This is a genomic window from Modestobacter sp. VKM Ac-2985 (assembly GCF_026967925.1).
In the GTDB taxonomy this organism is placed as follows: Bacteria; Actinomycetota; Actinomycetes; order Mycobacteriales; family Geodermatophilaceae; genus Modestobacter.
In genome coordinates this window covers 104,024-127,059 of record NZ_JAPVBI010000003.1, presented here as the reverse complement: position 1 = coordinate 127,059, position 23,036 = coordinate 104,024, and the positions used below count along the sequence as shown (strand labels likewise).

22 protein-coding genes are annotated in these 23,036 nt (G+C 73.4%); 19 read left to right on the top strand and 3 right to left on the bottom strand.

All coding sequences use genetic code 11. The features are described from left to right. The first annotated feature begins 68 nt into the window (after positions 1-68). Together O2V61_RS16650 and O2V61_RS16645 are read left to right on the top strand one after the other, a co-directional pair. Positions 69-773 carry a class F sortase gene (locus O2V61_RS16650; protein WP_269184382.1) on the top strand — a complete coding sequence of 235 codons (705 nt, stop codon included), beginning with the start codon at positions 69-71 and terminating at the stop codon, positions 771-773. Between the two features lie 35 nt (positions 774-808). Continuing rightward, positions 809-1,546 (top strand): HAD family hydrolase, encoded by a 738-nt coding sequence (locus O2V61_RS16645; RefSeq protein WP_269184381.1) that lies wholly within the window; start codon positions 809-811, stop codon positions 1,544-1,546. Positions 1,547-1,619: 73 nt separating this feature from the next. On the opposite strand, the gene O2V61_RS16640 is transcribed toward O2V61_RS16645, so the two are convergent. After that, positions 1,620-2,582 carry a RecB family exonuclease gene (locus O2V61_RS16640; RefSeq protein ID WP_269184380.1) on the bottom strand — a complete coding sequence of 321 codons (963 nt, stop codon included), beginning with the start codon at positions 2,580-2,582 and terminating at the stop codon, positions 1,620-1,622. Between the two features lie 83 nt (positions 2,583-2,665). Between O2V61_RS16640 and O2V61_RS16635 the strand changes: the two genes are divergently transcribed. The 9 genes from O2V61_RS16635 to O2V61_RS16595 all read left to right on the top strand — a co-directional run bounded on the left by O2V61_RS16635 (position 2,666) and on the right by O2V61_RS16595 (position 12,525). Then, positions 2,666-3,613, top strand: coding sequence for a tRNA (adenine-N1)-methyltransferase (locus O2V61_RS16635; protein ID WP_269184379.1), 948 nt, complete (start codon positions 2,666-2,668; stop codon positions 3,611-3,613). Between the two features lie 143 nt (positions 3,614-3,756). Beyond that, entirely contained in the window at positions 3,757-5,547 is a 1,791-nt protein-coding gene (arc, locus tag O2V61_RS16630; protein ID WP_269184378.1) for a proteasome ATPase, read from the top strand. 104 nt (positions 5,548-5,651) lie between these two features. After that, a complete protein-coding gene (gene dop, locus O2V61_RS16625; protein ID WP_269184377.1) occupies positions 5,652-7,157 on the top strand; it encodes a depupylase/deamidase Dop in 1,506 nt (501 codons plus the stop codon). A 96-nt stretch (positions 7,158-7,253) separates the two neighbouring features. Further along, positions 7,254-7,463, top strand: a complete 210-nt coding sequence (locus tag O2V61_RS16620; protein ID WP_269184376.1) for a ubiquitin-like protein Pup — start codon at positions 7,254-7,256, stop codon at positions 7,461-7,463. A gap of 21 nt (positions 7,464-7,484) precedes the next feature. After that, entirely contained in the window at positions 7,485-8,120 is a 636-nt protein-coding gene (locus O2V61_RS16615) for an endonuclease domain-containing protein (RefSeq protein ID WP_269184375.1), read from the top strand. 111 nt (positions 8,121-8,231) lie between these two features. Continuing rightward, positions 8,232-9,074, top strand: a complete 843-nt coding sequence (gene prcB / locus O2V61_RS16610; protein WP_269184374.1) for a proteasome subunit beta — start codon at positions 8,232-8,234, stop codon at positions 9,072-9,074. 3 nt (positions 9,075-9,077) lie between these two features. Next, complete coding sequence (gene prcA, locus O2V61_RS16605) at positions 9,078-9,995, top strand: proteasome subunit alpha (RefSeq protein ID WP_269184373.1); 918 nt, start codon at positions 9,078-9,080, stop codon at positions 9,993-9,995. Positions 9,996-10,054: 59 nt separating this feature from the next. Next, positions 10,055-11,413 carry a Pup--protein ligase gene (gene pafA, locus O2V61_RS16600; RefSeq protein WP_269158459.1) on the top strand — a complete coding sequence of 453 codons (1,359 nt, stop codon included), beginning with the start codon at positions 10,055-10,057 and terminating at the stop codon, positions 11,411-11,413. A gap of 362 nt (positions 11,414-11,775) precedes the next feature. Beyond that, positions 11,776-12,525, top strand: a complete 750-nt coding sequence (locus tag O2V61_RS16595) for an SDR family oxidoreductase (RefSeq protein WP_269184372.1) — start codon at positions 11,776-11,778, stop codon at positions 12,523-12,525. A gap of 131 nt (positions 12,526-12,656) precedes the next feature. Here the strand turns inward: O2V61_RS16595 and O2V61_RS16590 are convergent, their stop codons facing one another. Continuing rightward, the gene (locus tag O2V61_RS16590) at positions 12,657-13,775 is read right to left on the bottom strand and encodes a DUF3866 family protein (protein ID WP_269184371.1); all 1,119 of its coding nucleotides are present in this window, start codon (positions 13,773-13,775) and stop codon (positions 12,657-12,659) included. A 75-nt stretch (positions 13,776-13,850) separates the two neighbouring features. Between O2V61_RS16590 and O2V61_RS16585 the strand changes: the two genes are divergently transcribed. The 8 genes from O2V61_RS16585 (at position 13,851) to O2V61_RS16550 (ending at position 22,051) form a co-directional block, all read left to right on the top strand. Beyond that, positions 13,851-14,828, top strand: a complete 978-nt coding sequence (locus tag O2V61_RS16585; RefSeq protein ID WP_269184370.1) for a helix-turn-helix transcriptional regulator — start codon at positions 13,851-13,853, stop codon at positions 14,826-14,828. Next, positions 14,825-15,790, top strand: a complete 966-nt coding sequence (locus O2V61_RS16580; protein ID WP_269184369.1) for a helix-turn-helix transcriptional regulator — start codon at positions 14,825-14,827, stop codon at positions 15,788-15,790. The genes O2V61_RS16585 and O2V61_RS16580 overlap by 4 nt, the downstream gene beginning before the upstream one ends. A gap of 51 nt (positions 15,791-15,841) precedes the next feature. Continuing rightward, positions 15,842-16,048: a hypothetical protein gene (locus O2V61_RS16575; RefSeq protein WP_269184368.1), complete on the top strand. Its 207-nt coding sequence runs from the start codon at positions 15,842-15,844 to the stop codon at positions 16,046-16,048. Between the two features lie 103 nt (positions 16,049-16,151). Continuing rightward, positions 16,152-16,478, top strand: a complete 327-nt coding sequence (gene tatA, locus O2V61_RS16570; protein ID WP_269184367.1) for a Sec-independent protein translocase subunit TatA — start codon at positions 16,152-16,154, stop codon at positions 16,476-16,478. A 91-nt stretch (positions 16,479-16,569) separates the two neighbouring features. Continuing rightward, positions 16,570-17,433, top strand: a complete 864-nt coding sequence (tatC, locus tag O2V61_RS16565) for a twin-arginine translocase subunit TatC (RefSeq protein ID WP_269184366.1) — start codon at positions 16,570-16,572, stop codon at positions 17,431-17,433. 16 nt (positions 17,434-17,449) lie between these two features. Beyond that, entirely contained in the window at positions 17,450-18,355 is a 906-nt protein-coding gene (locus O2V61_RS16560; RefSeq protein WP_269184365.1) for a diacylglycerol kinase family protein, read from the top strand. A 72-nt stretch (positions 18,356-18,427) separates the two neighbouring features. Continuing rightward, a complete protein-coding gene (locus O2V61_RS16555; protein WP_269184364.1) occupies positions 18,428-21,265 on the top strand; it encodes a DEAD/DEAH box helicase in 2,838 nt (945 codons plus the stop codon). A gap of 501 nt (positions 21,266-21,766) precedes the next feature. Next, positions 21,767-22,051: a DUF4333 domain-containing protein gene (locus O2V61_RS16550; RefSeq protein WP_269184363.1), complete on the top strand. Its 285-nt coding sequence runs from the start codon at positions 21,767-21,769 to the stop codon at positions 22,049-22,051. Between the two features lie 7 nt (positions 22,052-22,058). Here O2V61_RS16550 and O2V61_RS16545 read toward each other — a convergent pair whose 3' ends face one another. Continuing rightward, entirely contained in the window at positions 22,059-22,967 is a 909-nt protein-coding gene (locus O2V61_RS16545; protein ID WP_269185377.1) for a 5'-3' exonuclease, read from the bottom strand. Between the last annotated feature and the right edge of the window lie 69 nt (positions 22,968-23,036).

Here is a 23,036-nt window from a genome sequence, read left to right as displayed (position 1 = left end):
GGGGGGGGGGGGCGCCCCCCCCCCCCCCCCCGACCCGGTCCCCTCCCACCCTCTTGGAAGGACCCCCTGTGAGCGAGCAGAGCAGCCGTCGGCCCGGCCCCCGGACGTGGACGGCGCTGGCCGTCGCGCTCGTCGTGGTGGCGGTCGTCGCCGCCGTGGTGGCGGTGACCGGACAGCAGCAGGCCCCGCAGCCGGCTGCCGCTCCCAGCCAGGGGGAGAGCTCGACGGCCACCGGTACCCCCGCCCCGTCGACGTCCGATTCGGTGGCTGCACCCGCTGAGCCCGCGGTCCCGGTCTCCGGCGAGCAGGTGGCCCAGCCGGTGTCGGTCAGCATCCCGAGCATCGAGGTGAGCAGCGACCTGCTGCGCCTGGGCCTCAACGACGACGGCACCGTCGAGGTGCCGCCGCTCGGCCCGGACGACCAGGCCGGCTGGTACGAGCGTGGCCCGGCTCCCGGCGCCACCGGCCCGGCGGTCCTCCTCGGGCACGTCGACTCGGCCGAGCACGGGCCCGGTGTCTTCTTCGAGCTGGGGGCCCTGCAGCCCGGTGCCGAGGTGGAGGTGGCCCGCGCCGACGGCACGGTCGCCGTGTTCGCCGTCGACCGGGTGGAGCGCCACCCCAAGGACGACTTCCCGACCATCGCCGCCTACGGCAACACCCCCGACGCGCAGCTGCGGCTGATCACCTGCGGTGGCGACTTCGACTCCTCGGCCCGCAGCTACGAGGACAACGTCATCGCCTTCGCGACCCTGGTCCGCACCGAGCCGGCCTGATCGGTCCCGACATCCCTCCTCCTTAGACTCGAGGGGTGTCGGTGACCTCGGTGAGCAGCCCGTCGGACTCGATGCAGTCGCTGCAGGCGGTGCTGTTCGACATGGACGGCACGCTGGTGGAGACCGAGGAGCTGTGGGGCGAGGCGATGGCCGCCCTCGCCGGCCAGCTGGGCGGCGTGTTCTCCGCCGCGGCGCGGGAGCAGACCGTCGGCACGTCGATGCAGGTCGCCATGGGCGTGCTCTACGCCGACCTGGGCGTCGAGCGCAGCGAGGAAGAGCGCCGCGTCGACGCCGGCTGGGTCGAGGAGCAGACCGCCGTGCTGATGACCAGCCGCGGGATGCCGTGGCGGCCCGGCGCCCGGGACCTGCTCGTGGCGGTACGGGACGCCGGGCTGGCCACCGCACTGGTCACGACGACGCCGCGCCGGATCGCCACCCTGGTGATCGACCAGATCACCGGGGACCTGGGGGGCTCGCCGTTCGACCTGACCGTCTGTGGCGACGAGGTGCCCGCCCGCAAGCCCGACCCCGCGCCCTACCTGCAGGCGATGCGGTCGCTGGGCGTGGACCCGGCCGGTTCGGTCGTGATCGAGGACTCCCAGGTCGGGGTCACCGCCGGGCTGGCTTCCGGCGCAACTGTGCTGGGGGTGCCGTCATTGCAGTCACTGGAACCATGTCCGGGATTGACCCTGCGGTCGTCTCTCGTCGACCTGACCGTGGCCGCGCTGCGCCGACTGGTGGACGAGCGCGACCTGGCGCCCACGACGAGCTGACCTGGGCCGACGCCTCCGGCCGCGTCGTTACAGCGACTGGACCGAGCATGGCCGGTCGAGCCGGGACGCGCGGTCAGTCGCTGGTGAGCGGCAGGGTCGTGCGCCAGCCCGCGGCGGCTGCAGCCTCGGCCGGGAAGGGCGGGGGAGTGCCACCGAAGGCCGGGCAGCGGGCCTGGTGGTCGCACCAGCTGCACAGCCGGCTCTTGTTGGCCCGGAAGTCACCGGTCGCGACCGCGCGCTCGATGGCGGCCCAGATGGCCTGCAGGGTGCGCTCGAACCGCAGCAGCTCCGCCTCGTCGGGGGCGTAGGTGAGCGCGTCGCCGTCCTTGAGGTACAGCAGCTTGAGCTGGGCGGCGACCACGCCCCGGGTGCGCCACAGCACCAGCGCGTAGAACTTCATCTGGAACAGCGCCTTGGCCTCGAAGGCCTCCCGCGGCATCCCGCCGGTCTTGTAGTCGACCACCCGCAGCGCACCGGTCGGGGCGACGTCCAGCCGGTCGACGTAGCCGCGGAGCAGCAGCCCGTCGGGCAGCGTGACCTCGACCAGCTCCTCGCGGCCGTGCGGCTGGATGCGGGTCGGGTCCTCGAGCCGGAAGTAGGTCTCCACCAGCTGACCGGCCGACGCGAGCCAGGCCTCCAGGCTCTCCTTCTCCGCCGGCTGGCCCTCTGCTGCGGGCGCGAACAGCTCGGCGACGCCCGGCTCCTCGCGCAGCTCGTCCCAAGCCGGCGCGACCAGCGTCTGGGCGGCCGCGACGGTGCGCTCGGCGGCGGGCAGGTCGTAGAGCTTCTCCAGCACCGTGTGCACCAGGGTGCCCCGGACCGCGGCCCGGGACTTCTTCTCGGGCAGCCGGTCGATGGTGCGGAAGCGGTACAGCAGCGGGCAGGACTTGAAGTCGGCGGCCCGGGAGGGCGACAGGGACGGGCGGCGAGGGGCGGAGTCCGCGGCCGTCGTGCGCTCCGCCGTTGCTGACCCCGCCGATGCTGACTCCGCCGTGCCCGCTCCGCCCGGCAGGCCGGTGTCCAGGGTGGCCGTCATGGGTCCGAGGTTAGGTGCGGCCCCTGACAGTTCCGGTGCGCACGCCGAGGGCGGGCGTTTCGCCGTCCGTACCCTCGTCCCACGTGGACGTACAGCAGCAGCAACCCGCCGACGAGACCCCGACCGCGACCGAGGTGCTCGCCGACGTGCCGCTCGAGCCGGTGGTGGTCGAGGGCGAGCCGGTCCCGACCGAGGCCCCCGAGCCGGTCGAGGGTGCCTTCCGGGTCGGCGACCGCGTCCAGCTCACCGACCCCAAGGGCCGGCACCACACCGTCGTCCTGGAGCCGGGCAAGGAGTTCCACACCCACCGCGGCGCCATCAGCCACGACGACCTGATCGGTTCCCCCGAGGGCTCCGTCGTCCACTCGACGGCGAACACCGGCTACCTGGCGTTGCGCCCGCTGCTGGCCGACTTCGTGCTCTCCATGCCGCGCGGCGCCCAGGTGATCTACCCCAAGGACGCCGCCCAGATCGTCGGCTTCGGCGACGTCGGCCCCGGGATGCGCGTGCTGGAGGCCGGCGCCGGCTCCGGCGCGCTGACCTGCTCGCTGCTGCGCGCCGTCGGGTCGACCGGCAGCCTCACCAGCTACGAGCGGCGCGAGGACTTCGCCGACGTCGCCCGCGGCAACGTGGGCGCGTTCTTCGGCGAGGTGCCGGAGAACTGGTCGCTGCGGCTGGGCGACCTGGCCGACCACCCGGCCGCCGAGGTCGTGGACCGCGTCGTCCTCGACATGCTCGAGCCGTGGGCCGTGCTGCCCACCGTCGCCGCCGCCCTGCGGCCCGGCGGCGTGCTGATCGGCTACGTGGCCACCACCACCCAGCTGTCGACCTACGTGGAGGCGCTGCGCGCCCAGGGTGTGTGGACCGAGCCGTACGCCTGGGAGACCATGCTGCGGCCCTGGCACGCCGAGGGCCTGGCGGTCCGCCCGGAGCACCGGATGGTCGCGCACACCGCCTTCCTGGTCACCGCCCGCCGGCTGGCCGAGGGGGCCGTCGCGCCGATGCGGCAGCGGCGCAAGAAGCTCGCCTGACGCCTCGGCCGATGCGGCCGGCACGTGTCGGGAGGATGACGTCCGGGCGCACCGCGCGCACCCGTTCCGAGCGTGCGGCGCCGTCAGCTCCCGCGTGTATAGATTGGCGTCCTGGCTCCCCCCGATGTGTGTGGAGGTGCGCGATGGGCCCCGGTACTGGCACTGGCCCCGACGAGTTCCGAGCGCGGCGTGAGCGTGACGTCGCCTCCCTGGTCAAGCAGATCTCCTATCTCGAGGAGGAGATCGGCCTCCTTCGACGGAAGGTCACCGACAGCCCGCGCCAGGTGCGCGCGCTGGAGGAACGGCTCGCCGAGGCGGAGGGCCGCGCGGCCTTCCTCTCCGAGCGCAACGACAAGCTGGCCGGCACGCTGCGCGACGCGCGCGAGCAGCTGGTCACGCTCAAGGAGGAGGTCGAGCGGCTGGGGCAGCCCCCGTCCGGCTACGGCGTCTTCCTGGAGCGGTTCGAGGACGGCACCGTCGACGTGTTCACCAGCGGCCGCAAGCTGCGGGTGTCGGTGTCGCCGGCCGTCGAGGTCACCGAGCTGCAGCACGGCCAGGAGGTCATGCTCAACGAGGCGATGAACGTCGTCGCCGCCCGCGGGTTCGAGCGCGCCGGTGACGTGGTGATGCTCAAGGAGCTGCTGGAGCCCGTGCCCGGGTTCCCGCGCCGCGCCCTGGTCATCGGGCACACCGACGAGGAGCGGGTGGTCCACCTCGCCGACTCGCTGGAGGGGCAGCCGCTGCGCAGCGGTGACTCCCTGCTGCTGGAGTCCCGCTCGGGCTACGTCTACGAGCGGATCCCGAAGAGCGAGGTCGAGGAGCTCATCCTCGAAGAGGTCCCCGACATCGACTACTCCGACATCGGTGGGCTCTCCCGGCAGATCGAGCAGATCCGGGACGCCGTCGAGCTGCCGTTCCTGCACGCCGACCTGTTCCGCGAGTACGAGCTGCGGCCGCCGAAGGGCATCCTGCTGTACGGCCCGCCCGGCTGCGGGAAGACGCTGATCGCCAAGGCGGTGGCCAACTCGCTGGCCAAGAAGGTCGCCGAGCTCAACGGCGACTCCGACCGGAGCCAGGGGAAGTCGTTCTTCCTCAACATCAAGGGCCCCGAGCTGCTGAACAAGTACGTGGGGGAGACCGAGCGGCACATCCGGCTGGTGTTCCAGCGGGCCCGGGAGAAGGCCAGCGAGGGCACGCCGGTCATCGTCTTCTTCGACGAGATGGACTCGATCTTCCGCACCCGCGGGTCGGGGGTCTCCTCCGACGTCGAGAGCACGATCGTGCCCCAGCTGCTCAGCGAGATCGACGGCGTGGAAGGGCTGGAGAACGTCATCGTCATCGGCGCCTCCAACCGCGAGGACATGATCGACCCGGCGATCCTCCGCCCGGGCCGGCTGGACGTGAAGATCAAGATCGAGCGGCCGGACGCCGAGGCCGCGCGGGACATCTTCACCAAGTACCTGACGACGACGCTGCCCATCCACGCCGACGACCTGGCCGAGCACGGCGGCAGCCGCGAGGCGACCATCGCCGGGATGATCCAGAGCACCGTCGAGCGGATGTACACCGAGACGGAGGAGAACCGCTTCCTGGAGGTCACCTACGCCAACGGTGACAAGGAGGTCCTGTACTTCAAGGACTTCAACTCCGGGGCGATGCTGCAGAACATCGTCGACCGGGCGAAAAAGATGGCGATCAAGGACCGCCTGGAGACCGGCGTCGGCGGCCTGCGGGTCGGGCACCTGATGAACGCCTGCGTCGACGAGTTCAAGGAGAACGAGGACCTGCCCAACACGACCAACCCCGACGACTGGGCGCGGATCTCGGGCAAGAAGGGCGAGCGGATCGTCTACATCCGCACGCTCATCAGCGGCAAGGGCGCCGACAGCGGCCGCGCGATCGACACCGCGACCAACACCGGTCAGTACCTGTAGCCACACCTGGACGGCGACCGGCCCCTGTTGTGCTGCGGCAGGGGCCGGTCGGCGTCCAGGCGCCGCCCACCGGCTGTTCCGCTCGGCCACCTAACCTGAGGCGCATGAGCGTGCGACGGGTGATGGGCACGGAGCTCGAGTACGGCATCTCGGTGCCGGGGCAGCCAGGGGCGAACCCGACGACGCTGTCGAGCCAGGTGGTGAACGCCTGGGCCGTGGCCGAGGCGCCGACGCCGCGCCGGCCGCGCTGGGACTTCGAGGAGGAGTCGCCGCTGCGTGACGCCCGCGGCTTCGACCTGTCCCCGGCGCAGGCGCTGGACCACAACGACCTGGACGACGACTCGGGGATGGCCAACGTCATCCTCACCAATGGGGCCCGGCTCTACGTCGACCACGCCCACCCGGAGTACTCCACGCCGGAGGTCACCAGCCCGCGCGACATCGTGCTGTGGGACAAGGCGGGGGAGCAGGTGATGGCCGAGGCGGCGCGGCGCGCCGCTCGGGTGCCCGGCACCCATCCCATCCAGCTGTACAAGAACAACACCGACGGCAAGGGCGCCTCCTACGGGGCGCACGAGAACTACCTGATGAGCCGGTCGACGCCGTTCATCGACATCATCCGCGGACTGATCCCGTTCTTCGTGACCCGCCAGGTGTTCGCCGGCGCCGGCCGGGTGGGGATCGGCCCCGAGGGCCGCACCGACGGCTTCCAGCTGTCCCAGCGCGCCGACTTCTTCGAGGTCGAGGTGGGCCTGGAGACGACGCTCAAGCGGCCGATCATCAACACCCGGGACGAGCCGCACGCCAACCCCGACGACTACCGCCGGCTGCACGTGATCATCGGCGACGCGAACCTCGCCGAGCTGTCGACCTACCTCAAGGTCGGGACGACGTCGCTCGTGCTGGCCATGATCGAGGCGAAGGCGCTCAGCCAGGACCTCACCATCGAGGAGCCCGTCGAGGCCCTGCAGGCGATCAGCCACGACCCGTCGCTGACCCACCGCGTGCGGCTGCGCGACGGCCGCCGGCTGACCGCGATCGAGGTGCAGCGGGAGTACCTGTCCCAGGCGCAGAAGTTCGTGGCCGACAACGGGGACGACGACGAGCAGACCGCCGACGTGCTGGCCCGGTGGGCCGAGGTGCTCGACGACCTCGCCGTCGACCCGATGCGGCTGGCCGACCGGCTGGACTGGCCGGCCAAGCTCCGGCTGCTGGAGGGGTACCGGCAGCGCGACGGCCTCAGCTGGGGCGACGCCCGGCTCAAGCTGGTCGACCTGCAGTACTCCGACGTCCGCCCGGACAAGGGGCTCTACCACCGGCTGGTGGCCCGCGGCTCGATGCAGCGGCTGCTCACCGACGCCGAGGTGACCGAGGCGATGACCCGCCCCCCGTCGGACACCCGGGCCTACTTCCGCGGCGAGTGCCTGCGCCGCTACCCGGGTCAGGTCGCCGCGGCGTCGTGGGACTCGGTGGTCTTCGACGTCGGCCGGGAGAACCTGGTGCGCATCCCGACCATGGAGCCGCTGCGGGGCACCCGGGAGCACGTCGGCGCGCTCTTCGACTCCACCTCGACCGCCGCCGAGCTGGTCGACCGGATCACCGCCCGCTGACCACCCGCGGCACGGGTCCGCGTGGGCGGCGGACTGTCACACGGCGCGGGTAGCTTCTGCCTCAGCACGACCCAGCAGCGAGCTCTGGAGGGTGAGATGGCCACGAGGGACACCGGCGGGCAGCAGAAGGCGACGCGCACGCGCGAGGAGACCGAGGAGGTCGAGGCGTCGGTCGACGCCGAGGCCGCCGAGCGGCGCCAGGAGATGACCGACGACGTCGACTCCATCCTCGACGAGATCGACGGCGTTCTCGAGGAAAATGCAGAGGAATTTGTGAGGAGCTACGTGCAAAAAGGGGGCCAGTGAATAACTTCGTACAAAACGCAGATGGACACGAAGTTCTGTCGGGATTGTAAATGTCACAAGCCGGTCGCTGACTTCTCCAAGAACGCCCGGTCTCGTGACGGGCTCGCCTTCTACTGCAGGGAGCACCTGGCTGAACGCTCTCTCAGGAGTCGGGAGGCCAGGCGCACAAGTCCTCGGGTGCAGCGCCAGGCGCCGAAGGAGTTGGTCGTCCCCCACGGCCACAAGTGGTGCCCCGACTGCGGACGGGTTCTCCCACTGGATGACTTCGTGCGCACCGTGAGGAGCAGCAGTGGCCACCACGCCTATTGCAGACCTTGTCACAACGCTCGCTCCAAGGCGTCGCGCGCCAAGGCCGGCGGCTCACGCACCTATCACCTGTCCAGGCGCTACGGCATCTCGGCCGAGGAGGCCGATCTGATGCTGGTCGACCAGGGCGGCGTCTGCGCCATCTGCGCCAAGGCTCCGGCGGCGCACGTCGATCACGACCACGACAGCGGCGCCGTCCGATCGCTGCTGTGTTTCAACTGCAACGGCGGGCTCGGGCAGTTCAGGGACGACCCCGCGCTGCTCCGGGTGGCCGCCCGGTACGTCGAGTCGCACCGCGCCGGCCAGCTGGTCGGCCCGCCGCCGGGCCAGCAGTGGTGGCCGACCGGCTGACCGGCCCGCCGGTAGGGTCGGCGGGGCGTCGGCCGGCAGCTCCGCGGCCGCCCGGCGCAGCAGAGTCAGCAGCACGGACCGCCGTCGGACGACGGCAGGAGAGGCGGATGGGTGACCGAGACGTCAGCTGGTCGGAGCGGGTTCCCGCCCGCGTACCTGGACCGGGTGGGCTCCTCGTTCACCGACTTCCTGGGCACCACCGCCCCCGACCTGCTGCCCGGCCGGCGCACCGTCCCGACGATGTCCGTGGCTGACCTGGCCCCGCACGCCACCACGATCGTCGCCGCCACCTTCGACGGCGGGGTGCTGATGGGCGGCGACCGCCGGGCGACCATGGGCAACCTGATCTCCAGCCGGGACATCGAGAAGGTCTACGCCGCGGACTCCTGGTCGGTGATCGGCATCGCCGGCGCCGCGGGCATCGCGATCGAGATGGTCCGGCTCTACCAGGTGGAGCTCGAGCACTACGAGAAGATCGAGGGGATGACGATGTCCCTCGACGGCAAGGCCAACCGCCTCGCCGCGATGATCCGGGGCAACCTCGGCGCCGCCATGCAGGGCCTCGCCGTCGTCCCGCTGTTCGCCGGCTATGACCTCGACGCAGCCGAGGGGGTCAGCCCCGGCCGGATCTTCAGCTACGACGTCACCGGCGGCAACTACGAGGAGCGCGGCTACGCCTCGGTCGGCTCCGGCTCGCTGTTCGCCCGCAACTCGCTGAAGAAGACCTGGCGCCCCGGCCTCGCCGCCGACGCCGCCACCCGCACCCTCGTCGAGGCGCTCTACGACGCCGCCGACGACGACTCCGCCACCGGCGGCCCCGACACCGTGCGCCGGCTCTACCCGATCGTCTACCGGGTCGACGCCGAGGGCGCCGTCCGGCTCCCGGACGACGAGGTCGCCACCATCGCCACCACCATCGTCGCCGAGCGCTCCGCCGCAGACGGGCAGGGCTGAGCCATGACCATGCCGTACTACGCCTCGGCCGAGCAGGTCATGCGCGACCGCTCGGAGTACGCCCGCAAGGGCATCTCCCGCGGTCGCAGCGTCGCCGTCCTCACCTACGCCGACGGCGTGCTCTTCATCGCCGAGAACCCCAGCGCCACGCTGCACAAGGTCAGCGAGCTCTACGACCGGATCGGGTTCGCCGCGGTCGGCCGCTACTCCGAGTTCGAGAGCCTGCGGGTGGCCGGCATCCGGCTGGCCGACGTCCGTGGCTACTCCTACAACCGGCGCGACGTCACCGGCCGGGTCATCGCCAACGCCTACGCGCAGACCCTCGGCGCGGTCTTCACCGAGCAGATGAAGCCCTTCGAGGTCGAGCTCTGCGTGGCCGAGGTGGGGGAGGACTCCGCCTCCGACCAGCTCTACCGGCTCACCTTCGACGGGTCGATCGTCGACGAGGCGTCCTTCGTGGTCATGGGCGGGCAGGCCGAGGCGGTCAGCAACCACCTGCGCGAGCACTACACCGCCGGCATGAGCCTGGAGCAGGCGCTGCGGGTCGGCGTCCGCGCGCTGTCCGCGGTCAGTCCGGTCACCGCGGCCAACGGCGGGGCGCACGACCAGCTGCCCGCCGAGCAGCTCGAGGTGGCGGTCCTCGACCGGCGGCGTCCCAAGCGGGCGTTCCGCCGGGTCGTCGGGGCCGCGCTGGCCAACCTGCTGTCGGACCAGCAGACGGCCACCGAGCCCGACGAGAGCCCGGCCGAGGCGCCCACCGGCCACGCACCCAGTGCGCCGGCGCCGGGCACCCCCGCCGGTCTGGGCGACCCGGCAGCCGTCGACACCGCCGGCGGCACCGAGCAGACCTCCGCCCAGCCCAGCACGCAGGACGGCGTCGGCGGCGGCACCGACGGCGAGACCCCGGACCGCGAGCAGTGAGCGGCGCGGCGCACTCGGGACACGAGCCGAGTGCGCCGCGGACGCCTACGCTCGGCGACGTGGAGCGACGGATCTTCGGCATCGAGACCGAGTACGGCGTCACGTGCACCTTCAAGGGGCAGCGCCGCCTCTCACCTGACGAGGTCGCCCGCTACCTGTTCCGCCGGGTGGTCTCGTGGGGCCGTAGCTCGAACGTCTTCCTGCGCAACGGCTCCCGGCTGTACCTCGACGTGGGCAGCCACCCCGAGTACGCCACCGCCGAGTGCGACGACGTCACCGAGCTCGTCGTCCACGACAAGGCGGGGGAGCGGATCCTCGAGGGGTTGCTGATCGACGCCGAGCAGCGCCTCAACGAAGAGGGCGTCACCGGCGACATCTACCTGTTCAAGAACAACACCGACTCGGCCGGCAACAGCTACGGCTGCCACGAGAACTACCTGGTCGGCCGGCACGGTGAGTTCAGCCGGATGGCCGACGTGCTGATCCCGTTCCTGGTCAGCCGGCAGATGGTCGTCGGCGCGGGCAAGGTGCTGCAGACCCCGCGCGGCGCGGTCTACTGCGTCAGCCAGCGAGCCGAGCACATCTGGGAGGGCGTCTCCAGCGCCACCACCCGGTCGCGGCCGATCATCAACACCCGCGACGAGCCGCACGCCGACGCAGAGAAGTACCGCCGGCTGCACGTCATCGTCGGCGACTCGAACATGAGCGAGACGACGACGCTGCTCAAGGTCACCATCACCGACCTGGTGCTGCGGATGATCGAGCAGGGCGTGGTGCTGCGGGACATGACCCTGGAGAACCCCATCCGGGCCATCCGGGAGATCAGCCACGACCTGACCGGTCGGCGCAAGGTCCGGCTGGCCAACGGCCGGGAGATGTCTGCCCTGGAGATCCAGCAGGAGTACCACGACCGCGCCGCCGAGTTCGTCGACCGCGAGGGCTACGGCCCGGTGCACCGGCAGATGCTCGAGCTGTGGGGGCGCACGCTGAAGGCCGTCGACAGCGGTGACCTCTCGCTGATCGACCGGGAGATCGACTGGGCCATCAAGCACCAGCTGCTCCACCGGTACATGGCCAAGCGCGACCTGACGCTGTCCAGCTCGCGGGTCGCCCAGATGGACCTCGCCTACCACGACATCCGCCGCAACCGCGGCCTGTACTACCTGCTGGAGAAGGCCGGCCAGGTCGAGCGGGTCGCCCACGACCCGGCGATCTTCGAGGCGAAGAACGTCCCCCCGCAGACCACCCGGGCCAAGCTGCGCGGTGAGTTCATCCGCCGCGCCCAGGACAAGCGCCGCGACTTCACCGTCGACTGGGTGCACCTCAAGCTCAACGACCAGGCGCAGCGCACGGTGCTGTGCAAGGACCCGTTCAAGTCCGTCGACGAGCGGGTCGAGAAGCTCATCGCCTCCATGTAGGCAGCGAGCCACCCGCCGCGGCCGCACGCCGTGGCGGGGACCGGCCAGGGCGCCCCACGGACGGACGTGGAGCAGGTACCCGATCGACGACGGCCGTCGCTGCGGCCACGCCCGCAGGGCGAGCCGCCGGGACGGCTCGCGGTGCCGGTCCCTGATCGAGCTGCCACGTCGTTCGAGGTCTGGGACGGCAATGGGGCCGACCCCGGCCCCCATGGCTCCGGATGAACCGTTATCCCCAACTGAGCGCCGACTCGACCATGGGAAGACGAACAACAGCAGTGACGACCAAGGCAGCTCCTGCGGGGCAGCTCCGGCCCGACGAACGGGTCGCCCGCTCCGGACGCGCCGAGCAGACTGCCGCAGTGGGCACTGCACTCGTCACCGGCGTCAGTCGCCGCAGCTCCATCGGCTTCGCGGTCGCCCGCCGCCTGCTGGACCGCGGGGACCGGGTCGTCGTCCAGTCGTGGGCGCCGCACGACGCCGAGCAGCCCTGGGGCGGCGACGACCTGGCCGCCGTCCTGGCCGAGCTGGGGGAGCCGCCACACCTGGTCGCGGACCTGGCCGACCCAGCTGCCCCGGCGCAGCTGGTCGCGGCCGCGCGGGACGCCGTCGGGCCGCTGACCACCCTGGTCGCCGCGCACGCCCGCAGCGCCAACGGCCGGCTGGCCGAGGTCACCGCCGCCGAGGTCGACCTCTGCTTCGCGGTGAACACCCGGGGCAGCCTGCTGCTCACCCAGGCCTTCGCCGCCCAGTACGAGCCGGCCACCGGCCCGGGCGCCGTCGTCCTGTTCACCTCCGGTCAGCACCGGGGGCCGATGTCCCGGGAGCTGCCCTACGCGATCAGCAAGGGGGCGATCCAGCAGATGACGCTGTCCCTGGCCGACGAGCTGATCGACGTCGACGTCACCGTCAACTGCCTGAACCCGGGCCCGACGGACACGGGCTGGGCCGACCCGGCCGAGCAGGGGACCGTGAGCCGGCTGATGCCGCGGGGTCGCTGGAACACCGCAGCCGAGGCGGCCGCCGTCGTCGCCTGGCTGACCGGCCCGGACGCCCGCTCGGTCACCGGCCAGACCATCGACGCCGAGGGCGGCTTCCGCCGCTGGAGCTGAGCCGCTCAGCGCCGGCGGTGACCGGGTGGGTCACTCTCGTGATACGACCGTTATCCCCAACTCACGGCCGAGATCGCCGGCCAACTGCCACTGCCCGCGCCGAGGACGAGGCCTCTCGAAGGTGAGTGCGCTCAGGCCGGGGGAGGCCCGAACAGCGTGAGCTGGGCGGCGAACCGCCCCGCCGCGGCCGCGGCCAGGAAGTAGGCGCGGTCCTCGGCCAGCCCGCGACCCATCGTCGACAGCCGAACCGGCGAGGCGGCCAGGGCGTCCTCCAGGCCGACCGAGTCGACCCACTCCACCGGGTTGCGCTCCGGCTGCCCGGCCAGGTCCTCCTCGACCTGGGTGCCCAGGTCCGAGCCGAGGCCGCGGGGCGCGACGAGGGTGACCCCGCCCATGGCGACCCGGCCGAAGGCGGTCAGCGAGTGGTGGGAGACGCCGCGGTGCCGGGGGCGGGGATCGGCGTCGGAGATGCGCAGCGCGCCGACGGCCCGCCCGCCGAGCACGTGGACCGCGTTGCAGGCCTCGCCCGCAGCGACGCCGGAGAAGCCCCACGGCGTCCCGGTGCCCAGGTTGCCCGGCCCCTGGGTGACGATCGTGACGTCGGCCCGCAGCACGTGCCGCGCGGCCAGCAGCCCGGTGTGCACGGTGACCGCCTCCACGTCGCCGCCGAAGGCCTGCCCCACGGTGACCACCCCGGCCAGCGAGCCGGCCAGGGTGTCCAGGGTCCGGGAGAACGCCGCGGGCAGCGCGCCCCCGTCGGTCATCACGTAGGCCACCCGCAGCGCCGGGTCGGTGACGTGCACGCCGGCCAGCACCGCGGGCAGCGCGGAGTGCAGGTCGGCGACGACCACGGGCATCCCGTCGAGGTCCTCGGCGCCGGCGATCGTGTCGTGGTGCGGGGTCTCCTGCTCGTCGACGCCCTGCACGGTCACCTGCAGCGGTGAGTAGCGCCCCTTCACCAGGTGGCCGGGGCCGGTGGGGTCCGGCGGCAGCCGGTCGGGGACGGCGACGACGAGCGCGTACCCGCCGGTGCCCAGCCGCTGCGCCCAGGCGGTGGTGTTCAGCAGCACCTCGTCGCCCACCTGGGGGAGCCCGACGAGGGAGGGGTGCGCCAGCGCCTTCAGCGTGCCGTCCTCGGGGACCTCGACGGTCAGCTCCTGCGCGTCCCGCCACGACCGGCCGAGTTCGGTGACCCGGCCGCGGCGCCAGCGGATCCGGGAGCCGGGGGCGGGAGACGGTGCATCAGTCACCCGGGGAGGCTAACCAGCGAGGGCGCCGGCCGCTGTGCACCGAGGCCCCTGGCCGCTGAGCACTAGCCTGGTCCCGTGGCAGCCAAGCGGGCAGAACGACTGGTCAACCTGGTCATCGCCCTGCTCGGGACCCGGCAGTACGTCTCGGCGGCGAAGATCCGCTCGATCGTCCCCGGCTACGAGCCCGACGACGGCACCGACCGCGCCGACGAGGCGTTCAAGCGGATGTTCGAGCGGGACAAGGCCGAGCTGCGGGAGATCGGCGTGCCCCTGGAGACCGGGCGCACCAGCGCCTTCGACACCGAGGACGGCTACCGCATCGCCCGGGCCGACTACGAGCTGCCGGAGATCACCCTGACCGCGGAGGAGGCGGCTGCCGTGGGGCTGGCACTGCGGCTGTGGCAGTCCGCGCAGCTCGCCGGCGCCGCGCAGAGCGCCCTGGTGAAGCTGCGCGCCGCCGGCGTGGAGGTCGACCAGTCCCGCGGCCTGTCCATCCAGCCGCGCCTGGACGCCGGTGAGCCGGCCTTCGAGCCCTGCTACGCGGCGGCGCGCGACCGCCGGGCGCTCGCCTTCGACTACCGCCGTCCCGACGAGCAGGCCGCCAGCCGCCGCCGGGTGCAGCCGTGGGGCCTGGTCGCCTGGCACGGCCGCTGGTACCTGGTCGGCCACGACCTGGACCGGCAGGCAGCCCGGGTGTTCCGGCTGTCCCGGGTCACCGGCACACCGCGGGCCAGCGGTCCGCCCGGCGCGTTCGAGCCGCCGGCCGACCTCGACCTCGCCTCGGTCGTGGCCGGCTCGGAGCGGCGGGAGGAGCAGCTCGTCGTCGTCCGGGCCCGGCCGGGCACCGCGATCGGCCTGCGTCGGCACGCCACGTCACTGGGTCCCGCGGACGACGGGGACGACCGGCTGGAGCTGCGCACCACCGAGCCCTGGGCACTCGCCGACCAGCTGGCCGCCTACGGCCCGGACGTGCTCGTCGAGGCCCCGCAGCGGATCCGCGAGGCGGTCGTCGACCGGCTCAGCCGGCTCGCCGCCGTGGGGGAGCGGGCATGACGGCCCCCAGCACGGCGGAGCGGATGACCCGGCTGCTCGCCCTCGTGCCCTACCTGACCGCCCGCCCCGACGGGGTCCGGCTGGCCGACGCGGCCGCCGACTTCGGGGTCACCGAGGCCCAGCTGCGCCGGGACCTGGACCTGCTCTGGGTCTGCGGACTCCCCGGGCACGGCCCGGGCGACCTCATCGACCTGGCCTTCGAGGGCGACCGGGTGCGGATCACCTTCACCGCCGGGATGGTCCGCCCGCTGCGGTTGTCCACCGACGAGGCGGTTGCGCTGATCGTCGCGCTGCGCACCCTGCTGGAGCTGCCGGGGCTGGCCGAGGGTGAGGCGGTGAGCCGGGCGCTGGCCAAGGTCTCGGCCGCGGCCGGGCACCCGGCGGAGGTGCGGGCGCCGGTGGCGGTCAGCGTGGACGCCCGGGCGCAGTCCCTCGCCGTCGTCCGTGAGGGGGTGGAGCGGCACCGCGCCCTGCACCTGCACTACTACGTGCCCAGCCGGGACGAGCGCACCGAGCGCACCGTCGACCCGATGCGGCTGCTGCTGGTCGACGGCCACTGGTACCTGGAGGCATGGTGCCGGAGCGCCGAGGGCGTCCGGCTGTTCCGGCTGGACCGGATCGACGACGTCGCCGTGCTCGACGAGGCCGCCGCGCCGCCGCCCCAGGCGCACGAGCGCGACCTGGCCGACGGGCTCTACCAGCCCGGCGCGGCGGAGCCGCTGGTCCGGCTGCGGCTGGCCCGCACGGCCCGCTGGGTCGCCGACTACTACCCGGTGGAGGAGCAGACCGAGGTGACCGACCCGCCGGGTGGGCTGGCGGTCACGGTGCGCACGTCGGACCTGTCCTGGGCCCGCCGCCTGGTGGCCTCCCTCGGCGGGGCGGCCACGGTCGACGAACCGGTCGAACTCGCCACCCAGGTCGCCGAGGCAGCCCGCGCCGCGCTGGCCCGGTACGCGGACTGACCGGCAGCTCGCCCGGTGCCCGGGAGGGCCGCGCCGGTTAGGCTCCGGCCCGTGCTGCTGATCGTGTGGATCGTCGTCCCGGTGCTGGCCCTGCTGGTGCTCGGCGTGCTCGGGTACGGGTTGTTCGGTGCCGCCGGGCGGCTGGACCGCGAGCTGCGGGCGCTGGAGCGCGACGTCCGCCCCGTGCTGGCCGAGGTCCAGGCCGCCGCGGAGAAGGCCGCCGCCCAGCGCGCGGACCGGTCGGAGACCGACGACTGAACCGGAGGTGGACGGCGTGCGTACAGCCGTCCAGCGCCCTGGACCCACGGAGTTCCGGGCGTAGAGTCTGCCTGGCACGCCCCCCACGACTCGGAGGAGTCCGATGAACCTCGGCCCCATGGAGATCGGCCTCATCATCCTGGCCGTCCTGCTGCTCTTCGGTTACAAGAAGCTGCCCGACGCCTCCCGCTCGATGGGCCGTTCGATGCGCATCTTCAAGAGCGAGATGAAGGGCATGAAGGACGACGACGTGCGCGCCAAGGACGAGGCCCGCACCTCCCCGGTCACCGGCGAGATCGTGGCCCCCGCGGTGAACCCGGGCGCCGTCGACTACGAGTCCGAGGCCGCCGCCGCCGAGGCACGGGCAGCCGAGCTGCGGTCGCGCGCGGAGCGGATGCGTTCGTCGGCGACCGCCGACCGCACGCGCTGACCCGCACCACCGACCACTGCCGCCCGTGACCCTGGCAGGGCGAGTGCGTGACCGCCGACCGCGGCGTCCCGAACGGGACGCCGCGGCGACGATGAGCCTCATCAGTCACCTCCGCGAGTTCCGCAACCGCGTGGGGATCGCGCTGTTCTTCGTGTTGATCGGCACGGCGGTGGCGTTCTGGTGGTACGAGCAGGGCCTTGGGGAGTTCATCCGGGCGCCGTACTGCGGCCTGGACACGGACCTGCGTGCGCTCGGCACCGGGGGCGACGGCGACTGCGAGCTGCTGGTCACCGACGTCTTCGGGGGTGCGCTGATCCGGCTGAAGATCGCCTTCCTCGTCGGCGTGGTGATCTCCGCGCCGTTCTGGCTGTACCAGGTGTGGGCGTTCATCACCCCGGGGCTGAAGCGGAACGAGAAGCGGTACGGCCTGGCCTTCGTGGCGGTGTCCAGCAGCTTGTTCGCGCTGGGGGCCGCGCTGGCCTACATCGCCTTGTCCAAGGGCCTGGAGCTGCTGCTCGGCCTGGCCGGCGACGGCGTGGCGATCGCGCTGACCGCTCAGGACTACCTCGGCTTCGTCATCTCGCTGCTGATCGCCTTCGGGGTGAGCTTCGAGCTGCCGCTGGTCGCCGTCGTGCTCAACCTGGTCGGCGTCCTCTCCTACGAGGCGCTGTCGAAGAGCCGGCGCTGGCTGTACTTCCTGACCATCGTCTTCGCCGCGTTCATCACGCCCACCCAGGACCCGTTCACGATGCTGCTGATGGCGGCACCGATGTGCGTGCTGTTCGAGATCGCGATCCAGATCGCCCGGGTGGTCGACAAGCGGCGGGCCAAGCGTGCCGAGGCCGAGGGCCTGGCCGGGCTGGACGACGACGACGCGTCGCCGGGCATCGAGGCGGCCAGCCCGCTGGACACCACCCCGAGCCCGATCGACGAGCCGGAACACCTCCGGCGCTGAGCCGGCCGGTCGCGGCGTGACGTGGCCCGAGGTCGCCGTCCTGGTCAACGCCGCCGCCGGCCGGGGGCGCGCCGCCCGGGCGACGACGGCGGTCCTCGCGGCACTGACCGTCGGCGGGGTGCGCCCGCGGGTGCTGGCGGCCGCCACCCGGACCGCGGCGGAACAGCAGGCCGCTGCTGCCGTGGCCGACGGGGTCGCCGCAGTCGCCGCCCTCGGTGGCGACGGCGCCGCGCACGCCGCCCTCCAGGCGGTGGCCGGCACCGCGACCCCGCTGGCGCTGCTGCCCGCCGGCAGCGGCAACGACCTGGCGACCGCCCTGGGCGTACCGGCCGACCCGGTGCAGGCCGCCCAGGCGCTCGCCGCAGACCTGCACGCCGGCCGCAGCCGGCGGATCGACGCCGCCCGCACCGGGGAACGGTGGTGGGGCACCGTGCTGTGCTGCGGCTTCGACTCGGCGGTCACCGACCGGGCCGACCGGCTGCGCTGGCCGCGCGGCCCCCGCCGCTACGACCTGGCGATCCTGCTGGAGCTGGCCCAGCTGCGGCCCCGCGCGGTCACGATCACCGTCGACGGCGACGTCCATGAACGGGAGGTCACCCTGGTCGCGGTCGGGAACACCCCCTGGTACGGCGGCGGGCTGAAGATCGCGCCCGGCGCCGACCCGACCGACGGGCTGCTGGAGGTCGTCGTCATCGGGCCGGTCAGCCGCCGCGAGCTGGTGCGCACCCGCCCCCGGCTGGCCGACGGCAGCCACGTCGGCCACCCCGCCGTCGCCGTGCTCCGCGGCCGGGAGATCGGCCTCGCCGGTACCGGCCTGACCACCTGGGCCGACGGCGAGCCGATCGCCGCACTCCCGGCCACGACCGTCTGCATGCCCGGCGCCGTCACCGTCCTCGGCACCCTTCACGCCTGCCCCCCGTAGGGCAGAAATGGCCATTTCTGCCCTCCTCGGGTCGGAGGGGTGCATCGTCGGTATCGCGCCTAACGTGGGGACATGTCCAGCCCGGCTGAGCGTTACGCGGCTGCCCGTCGGCGGTACGCACACCCCACCCTCTCGGACTTCACCGCCGACCTCGGCTTCTCCCTGGACCCGTTCCAGGTGGAGGCGTGCGAGGCGCTGGAGGAGGGCTCCGGCGTGCTGGTCTGCGCCCCGACCGGCGCCGGCAAGACGGTGGTGGGGGAGTTCGCCGTCCACAAGGCGCTGCAGGAGGGCCGCAAGGCCTTCTACACCACGCCGATCAAGGCGCTGAGCAACCAGAAGTACCGCGATCTCTGCGACCGGTACGGGGCGGCGAAGGTCGGGCTCCTGACCGGGGACAACGCCATCAACGGCGACGCACCGGTGGTCGTGATGACCACCGAGGTGCTGCGCAACATGCTCTACGTCGACTCCCCGGCGCTCACCGACCTCGGCTACGTCGTGATGGACGAGGTGCACTACCTGGCCGACCGGTTCCGCGGGGCGGTGTGGGAAGAGGTGATCATCCACCTCCCCGAGCACGTCCGGCTGGTCTCGCTGTCGGCCACGGTCAGCAACGCGGAAGAGTTCGCCGACTGGCTGGTCACCGTCCGCGGCGACACCCGGGTGGTGGTCAGCGAGGTACGGCCGATCCCGCTGTGGCAGCACATGCTGGTCGGCGGGCGGGTGTTCGACCTGTTCGCGCTGCGGCCCGCGGCGCACGCGGCGGAGTGGGAGCAGACCCCGCGCGGGCTGTCCACCCGCGAGCGCGGCCGCGCGGTCGTCGACCCGGAGCTGGTCCGCCACGTGCACGAGCAGGAGCGGCGCTTCGACAGCTGGTCCGGTGGTGGGGGCGGCACCCGGGGCGGGTTCAGCCACAAGCCCCGCTACCGGCCGCCGTCCCGGCCGGAGGTGATCGAACGACTCGACCGGGTCGGGCTGCTCCCGGCGATCACCTTCGTGTTCAGCCGCAACGGCTGCGACGCCGCGGTGCACCAGTGCCTGGGTTCGGGGATGCGGCTGACCGACGAGACCGAGCGCCGGGCGATCGCCGAGATCATCGACCGGCGCACCGGTTCCCTGCCCGAGGAGGACCTGCACGTCCTGGGCTTCTGGGAGTGGCGGGAGGGCCTGCTCGCCGGGTTCGCCGCCCACCACGCCGGGCTGGTGCCGGCGTTCAAGGAGACCGTCGAGGAGTGCTTCGTCCGCGGCCTGGTCAAGGCGGTGTTCGCCACCGAGACCCTCGCGCTGGGCATCAACATGCCGGCGCGCACCGTCGTCCTCGAGCGGCTGGTGAAGTGGAACGGCGAGGCCCACGCCGACGTGACCCCGGGGGAGTACACCCAGCTGACCGGCCGGGCCGGTCGGCGCGGCATCGACATCGAGGGGCACGCCGTCGTCGTGTGGGCGCCCGGCGTCGACCCGGCGGCCGTCGCCGGGCTGGCCAGCACCCGCACCTACCCGCTGCGGTCCTCCTTCCGGCCCAGCTACAACATGGCCGTCAACCTGGTCGGCGCCTTCGGCCGGGATCGCGCCCGTGAGCTGCTCGCCGCCTCCTTCGCGCAGTTCCAGGCCGACCGGTCGGTGGTCGGCCTGGCCCGCTCGGCCGCCCGGCACGAGGAGGACGCCGCCCGGCTGCTCAAGGAGATGAACGCGGGGCTGAGCGCCGCCGTGCTGGACGTCGCCGGGTACGCCCGGCTGCGGATGGAGATCTCCGAGCGGGAGAAGGCGCTGTCCCGGGACACCCAGGCCAAGCGCCGGATGGAGGCCGCCGAGTCGCTGGCCGCGCTGCGGGCCGGGGACGTCATCCGGGTGCCGAGCGGACGACGCCAGGGGCTGGCCGTGGTGCTCGACCCGGGGGTCACCGAGCTCACCGACCCCCGCCCCCTGGTGCTGACCGAGGACAAGTGGGCCGGTCGGCTGGCGTCGGGGGACTTCCCGTCCCCGGTGAGCGCCCTGGCCCGGGTGAAGGTGCCGAAGAACTTCAACCACCGCAGCCCGCACGCCCGCCGGGACCTCGCCTCCACGTTGCGCAACGCCCGCGCGGAGAACGGTCTGGGCGCCCGGCGCGCCAAGGGCAGGTCCGCGGCCGACGACGACCCGGTGCTCGCCGACCTGCGGCACGCGCTGCGCGTCCACCCGGTGCACGGGCTGCCCGACCGCGAGGACCGGGTGCGTGCCGCCGACCGCTGGCTGCGCGAGCTGCGCGACGCCGAGCGGCTGCGCCGGCAGATCGCCGACCGCACCAACTCGCTGACCCAGCAGTTCGACCGCACCTGCGACGTCCTGACCGAGCTCGGTTACCTGCAGCCCGGGCCCGCCCCGGACGGCGGGGACGCCGCCCCCGACCCGACGGTGGTCACCGAGGCCGGCCGCCGGCTGGGCCGGATCTGGTCGGAGACCGACCTGCTGACCGCGGAGTGCCTGCGCGCCGGCGCGTTCCGCGGGCTCACGCCGGCCGAGCTGGCCGGCTGCGTCTCCGCGCTGGTGTTCGAGGCCCGCCGGGACAGCGCCGCGCAGCCCTCCGTGCCCGCCGGGAAGGTCGCCGGTGCCCTCGCCGAGATGCGCAGGGTGCACACGGCGCTGTCCGACGTGGAGCGGGAGCACGCCGTGCCGGTCACCCGCGAGCTGGACCTGGGCTTCGTCTGGGCTGCCTACCGGTGGGCCGACGGCCAGAGCCTCGACCGGGTGCTGGCCGGGGCGGAGCAGGCCGGGACCGAGCTCTCCGGCGGCGACTTCGTCCGCTGGGCCCGGCAGCTGGTCGACCTGCTCGACCAGCTCGCCAAGGTGGCTGACGACCCGCTGGCCGGGGTGGCGCGCGCCGCCGTGGGCCGGGTCCGCCGCGGGGTGGTGGCGGTCGCCGTCACCGACTGAGCCGAAGGCTGCGGCCGGTGGGACACAATCGGCCCGCCCCGGGGTGCCGGGCCTGATCGAGGAGCCACGATGAGCCAGCCGCCGCAGGGCGAGGACCCGCAGTCCCCGTGGGCGCGCCCCGAGCCGTCGACGGGGCCCGCGCCCGGCTCCCGGCCGGGGGCGCCGGGAGGCAGCGGCCCGCAGGGCGGCTGGGGACCGACCTCGGCCGCCCCGGGACGGCCCGCGGAACACCCGCGCTGGGGCGCGCCTGCTCCGTACGGGCAGCCATCCCCGTACGGCCAGCCGACGCAGTACGGCCCCCCACCTCAGTACGGACCCCCGTCCTCCCACGCCCAGCCGCACCAGCACGGGCAGTCCGGTGGCTGGGGCCCGCCGCTGGGCGGTCCTGGTGGGTCGAGTGGCTGGGGCCCGCCGTCGGGGCAGCTCTCCGAGCAGCAGGGGTTCCCCGGCGGCTGGGGTCCGCCCGCGCCCCCGGCCCGGACCCGCTCTCGGCGGCCGCGGTTGCTGGGGCTGGGCGTCCTGGCGGCCCTGCTGGTGGCGGCCGCGCTCACCCTGCCGTCCCCCTTCGGCTCCACCCGGCTCGACCCGGCGGCGGTCGAGCGCGCCGTCGCCGGCCAGTTCGAGGACCGGGAGGGCATCGCGCTGGACCTCAGCTGCGCGGAGGAGCTCCCGGTCCTCGACGGCGCCACCTACTCGTGCGCCGGCCGCACCGCCGACGGCGAACCGGTCACCCTCACCCTCACGCTCCGCGGTGAGGACGGCGACTACACCTGGTCCGAGGGCTGACGGGGGCTCAGCCCGCCGACCAGCCCAGCGCCGACCCCAGCCGGCGGACCGAGGACTCCAGCCCGTGCGCCTCGGCCAGCGCGGCGAGCGCCTCGGCGTCGGCCGGCTCGCGGGGGAGTGCGCCGTCCACGGGTGGCAGGTCGATGGTGGTGACGACGGCGACCACCTCGGGGGCGGCGTCGAGGTAGTCCGCAGCCGCGTGCAGCTTCTTCAGCACGGCCGCGGTCAGCGGCGCCTTCGGGACGGCGGTGCGGGCAGCCGCCTCCCGGATGCCGGCCAGGGAGCCGAACTCGTTGATCAGCGCGGCGGCCGTCTTCGCCCCGACGCCGGACACCCCGGGCAGCCCGTCGCTGGGGTCGCCGCGGAGCACCGCGAAGTCGGCGTAGGAGCGGCCGGGGATGCCGTACTTGGCCGCGACCGCCGCCTCGTCGACGAACTCCAGGTCGTTGATGCCGCGGTTGGTGTACAGCACCCGGACGTCGCGGGCGTCGTCGACCAGCTGGAAGAGGTCGCGGTCGCCGGTGACCACGTCGACCGGCCCGCGGGCCCGGGTGGCGAGCGTCCCGATCACGTCGTCGGCCTCGTAGCCGGGTGCGCCCACCCGGGTCAGCCCGGCGGCGGCGAGCACCTCGACCAGCACCGGGACCTGCGGCCCGAGCTCGTCGGGCACCTCCTCACCGCCCGCTGGCGCCACCCGGTGCGCCTTGTAGCTGGGCAGCGCCGCCACCCGGAACGCCGGGCGCCAGTCGTCGTCCCAGCAGGCGACCAGCCGGCTGGGGGAGTGGGCGACGACGAGCCGGGCGGTCATGTCCAGGAACCCGCGGACGGCGTTGACCGGCCGGCCGTGCGGCCCGGTCACGCTGGTCGGCACCCCGTAGAAGGCGCGGAAGTACAGGCTCGCCGCGTCCAGCAGCATCGTCGTCACGCCGGGCACGGTAACGGTGCGATGACGACGGACGGACCTGTCGTGCTCCGTGGATAGTCT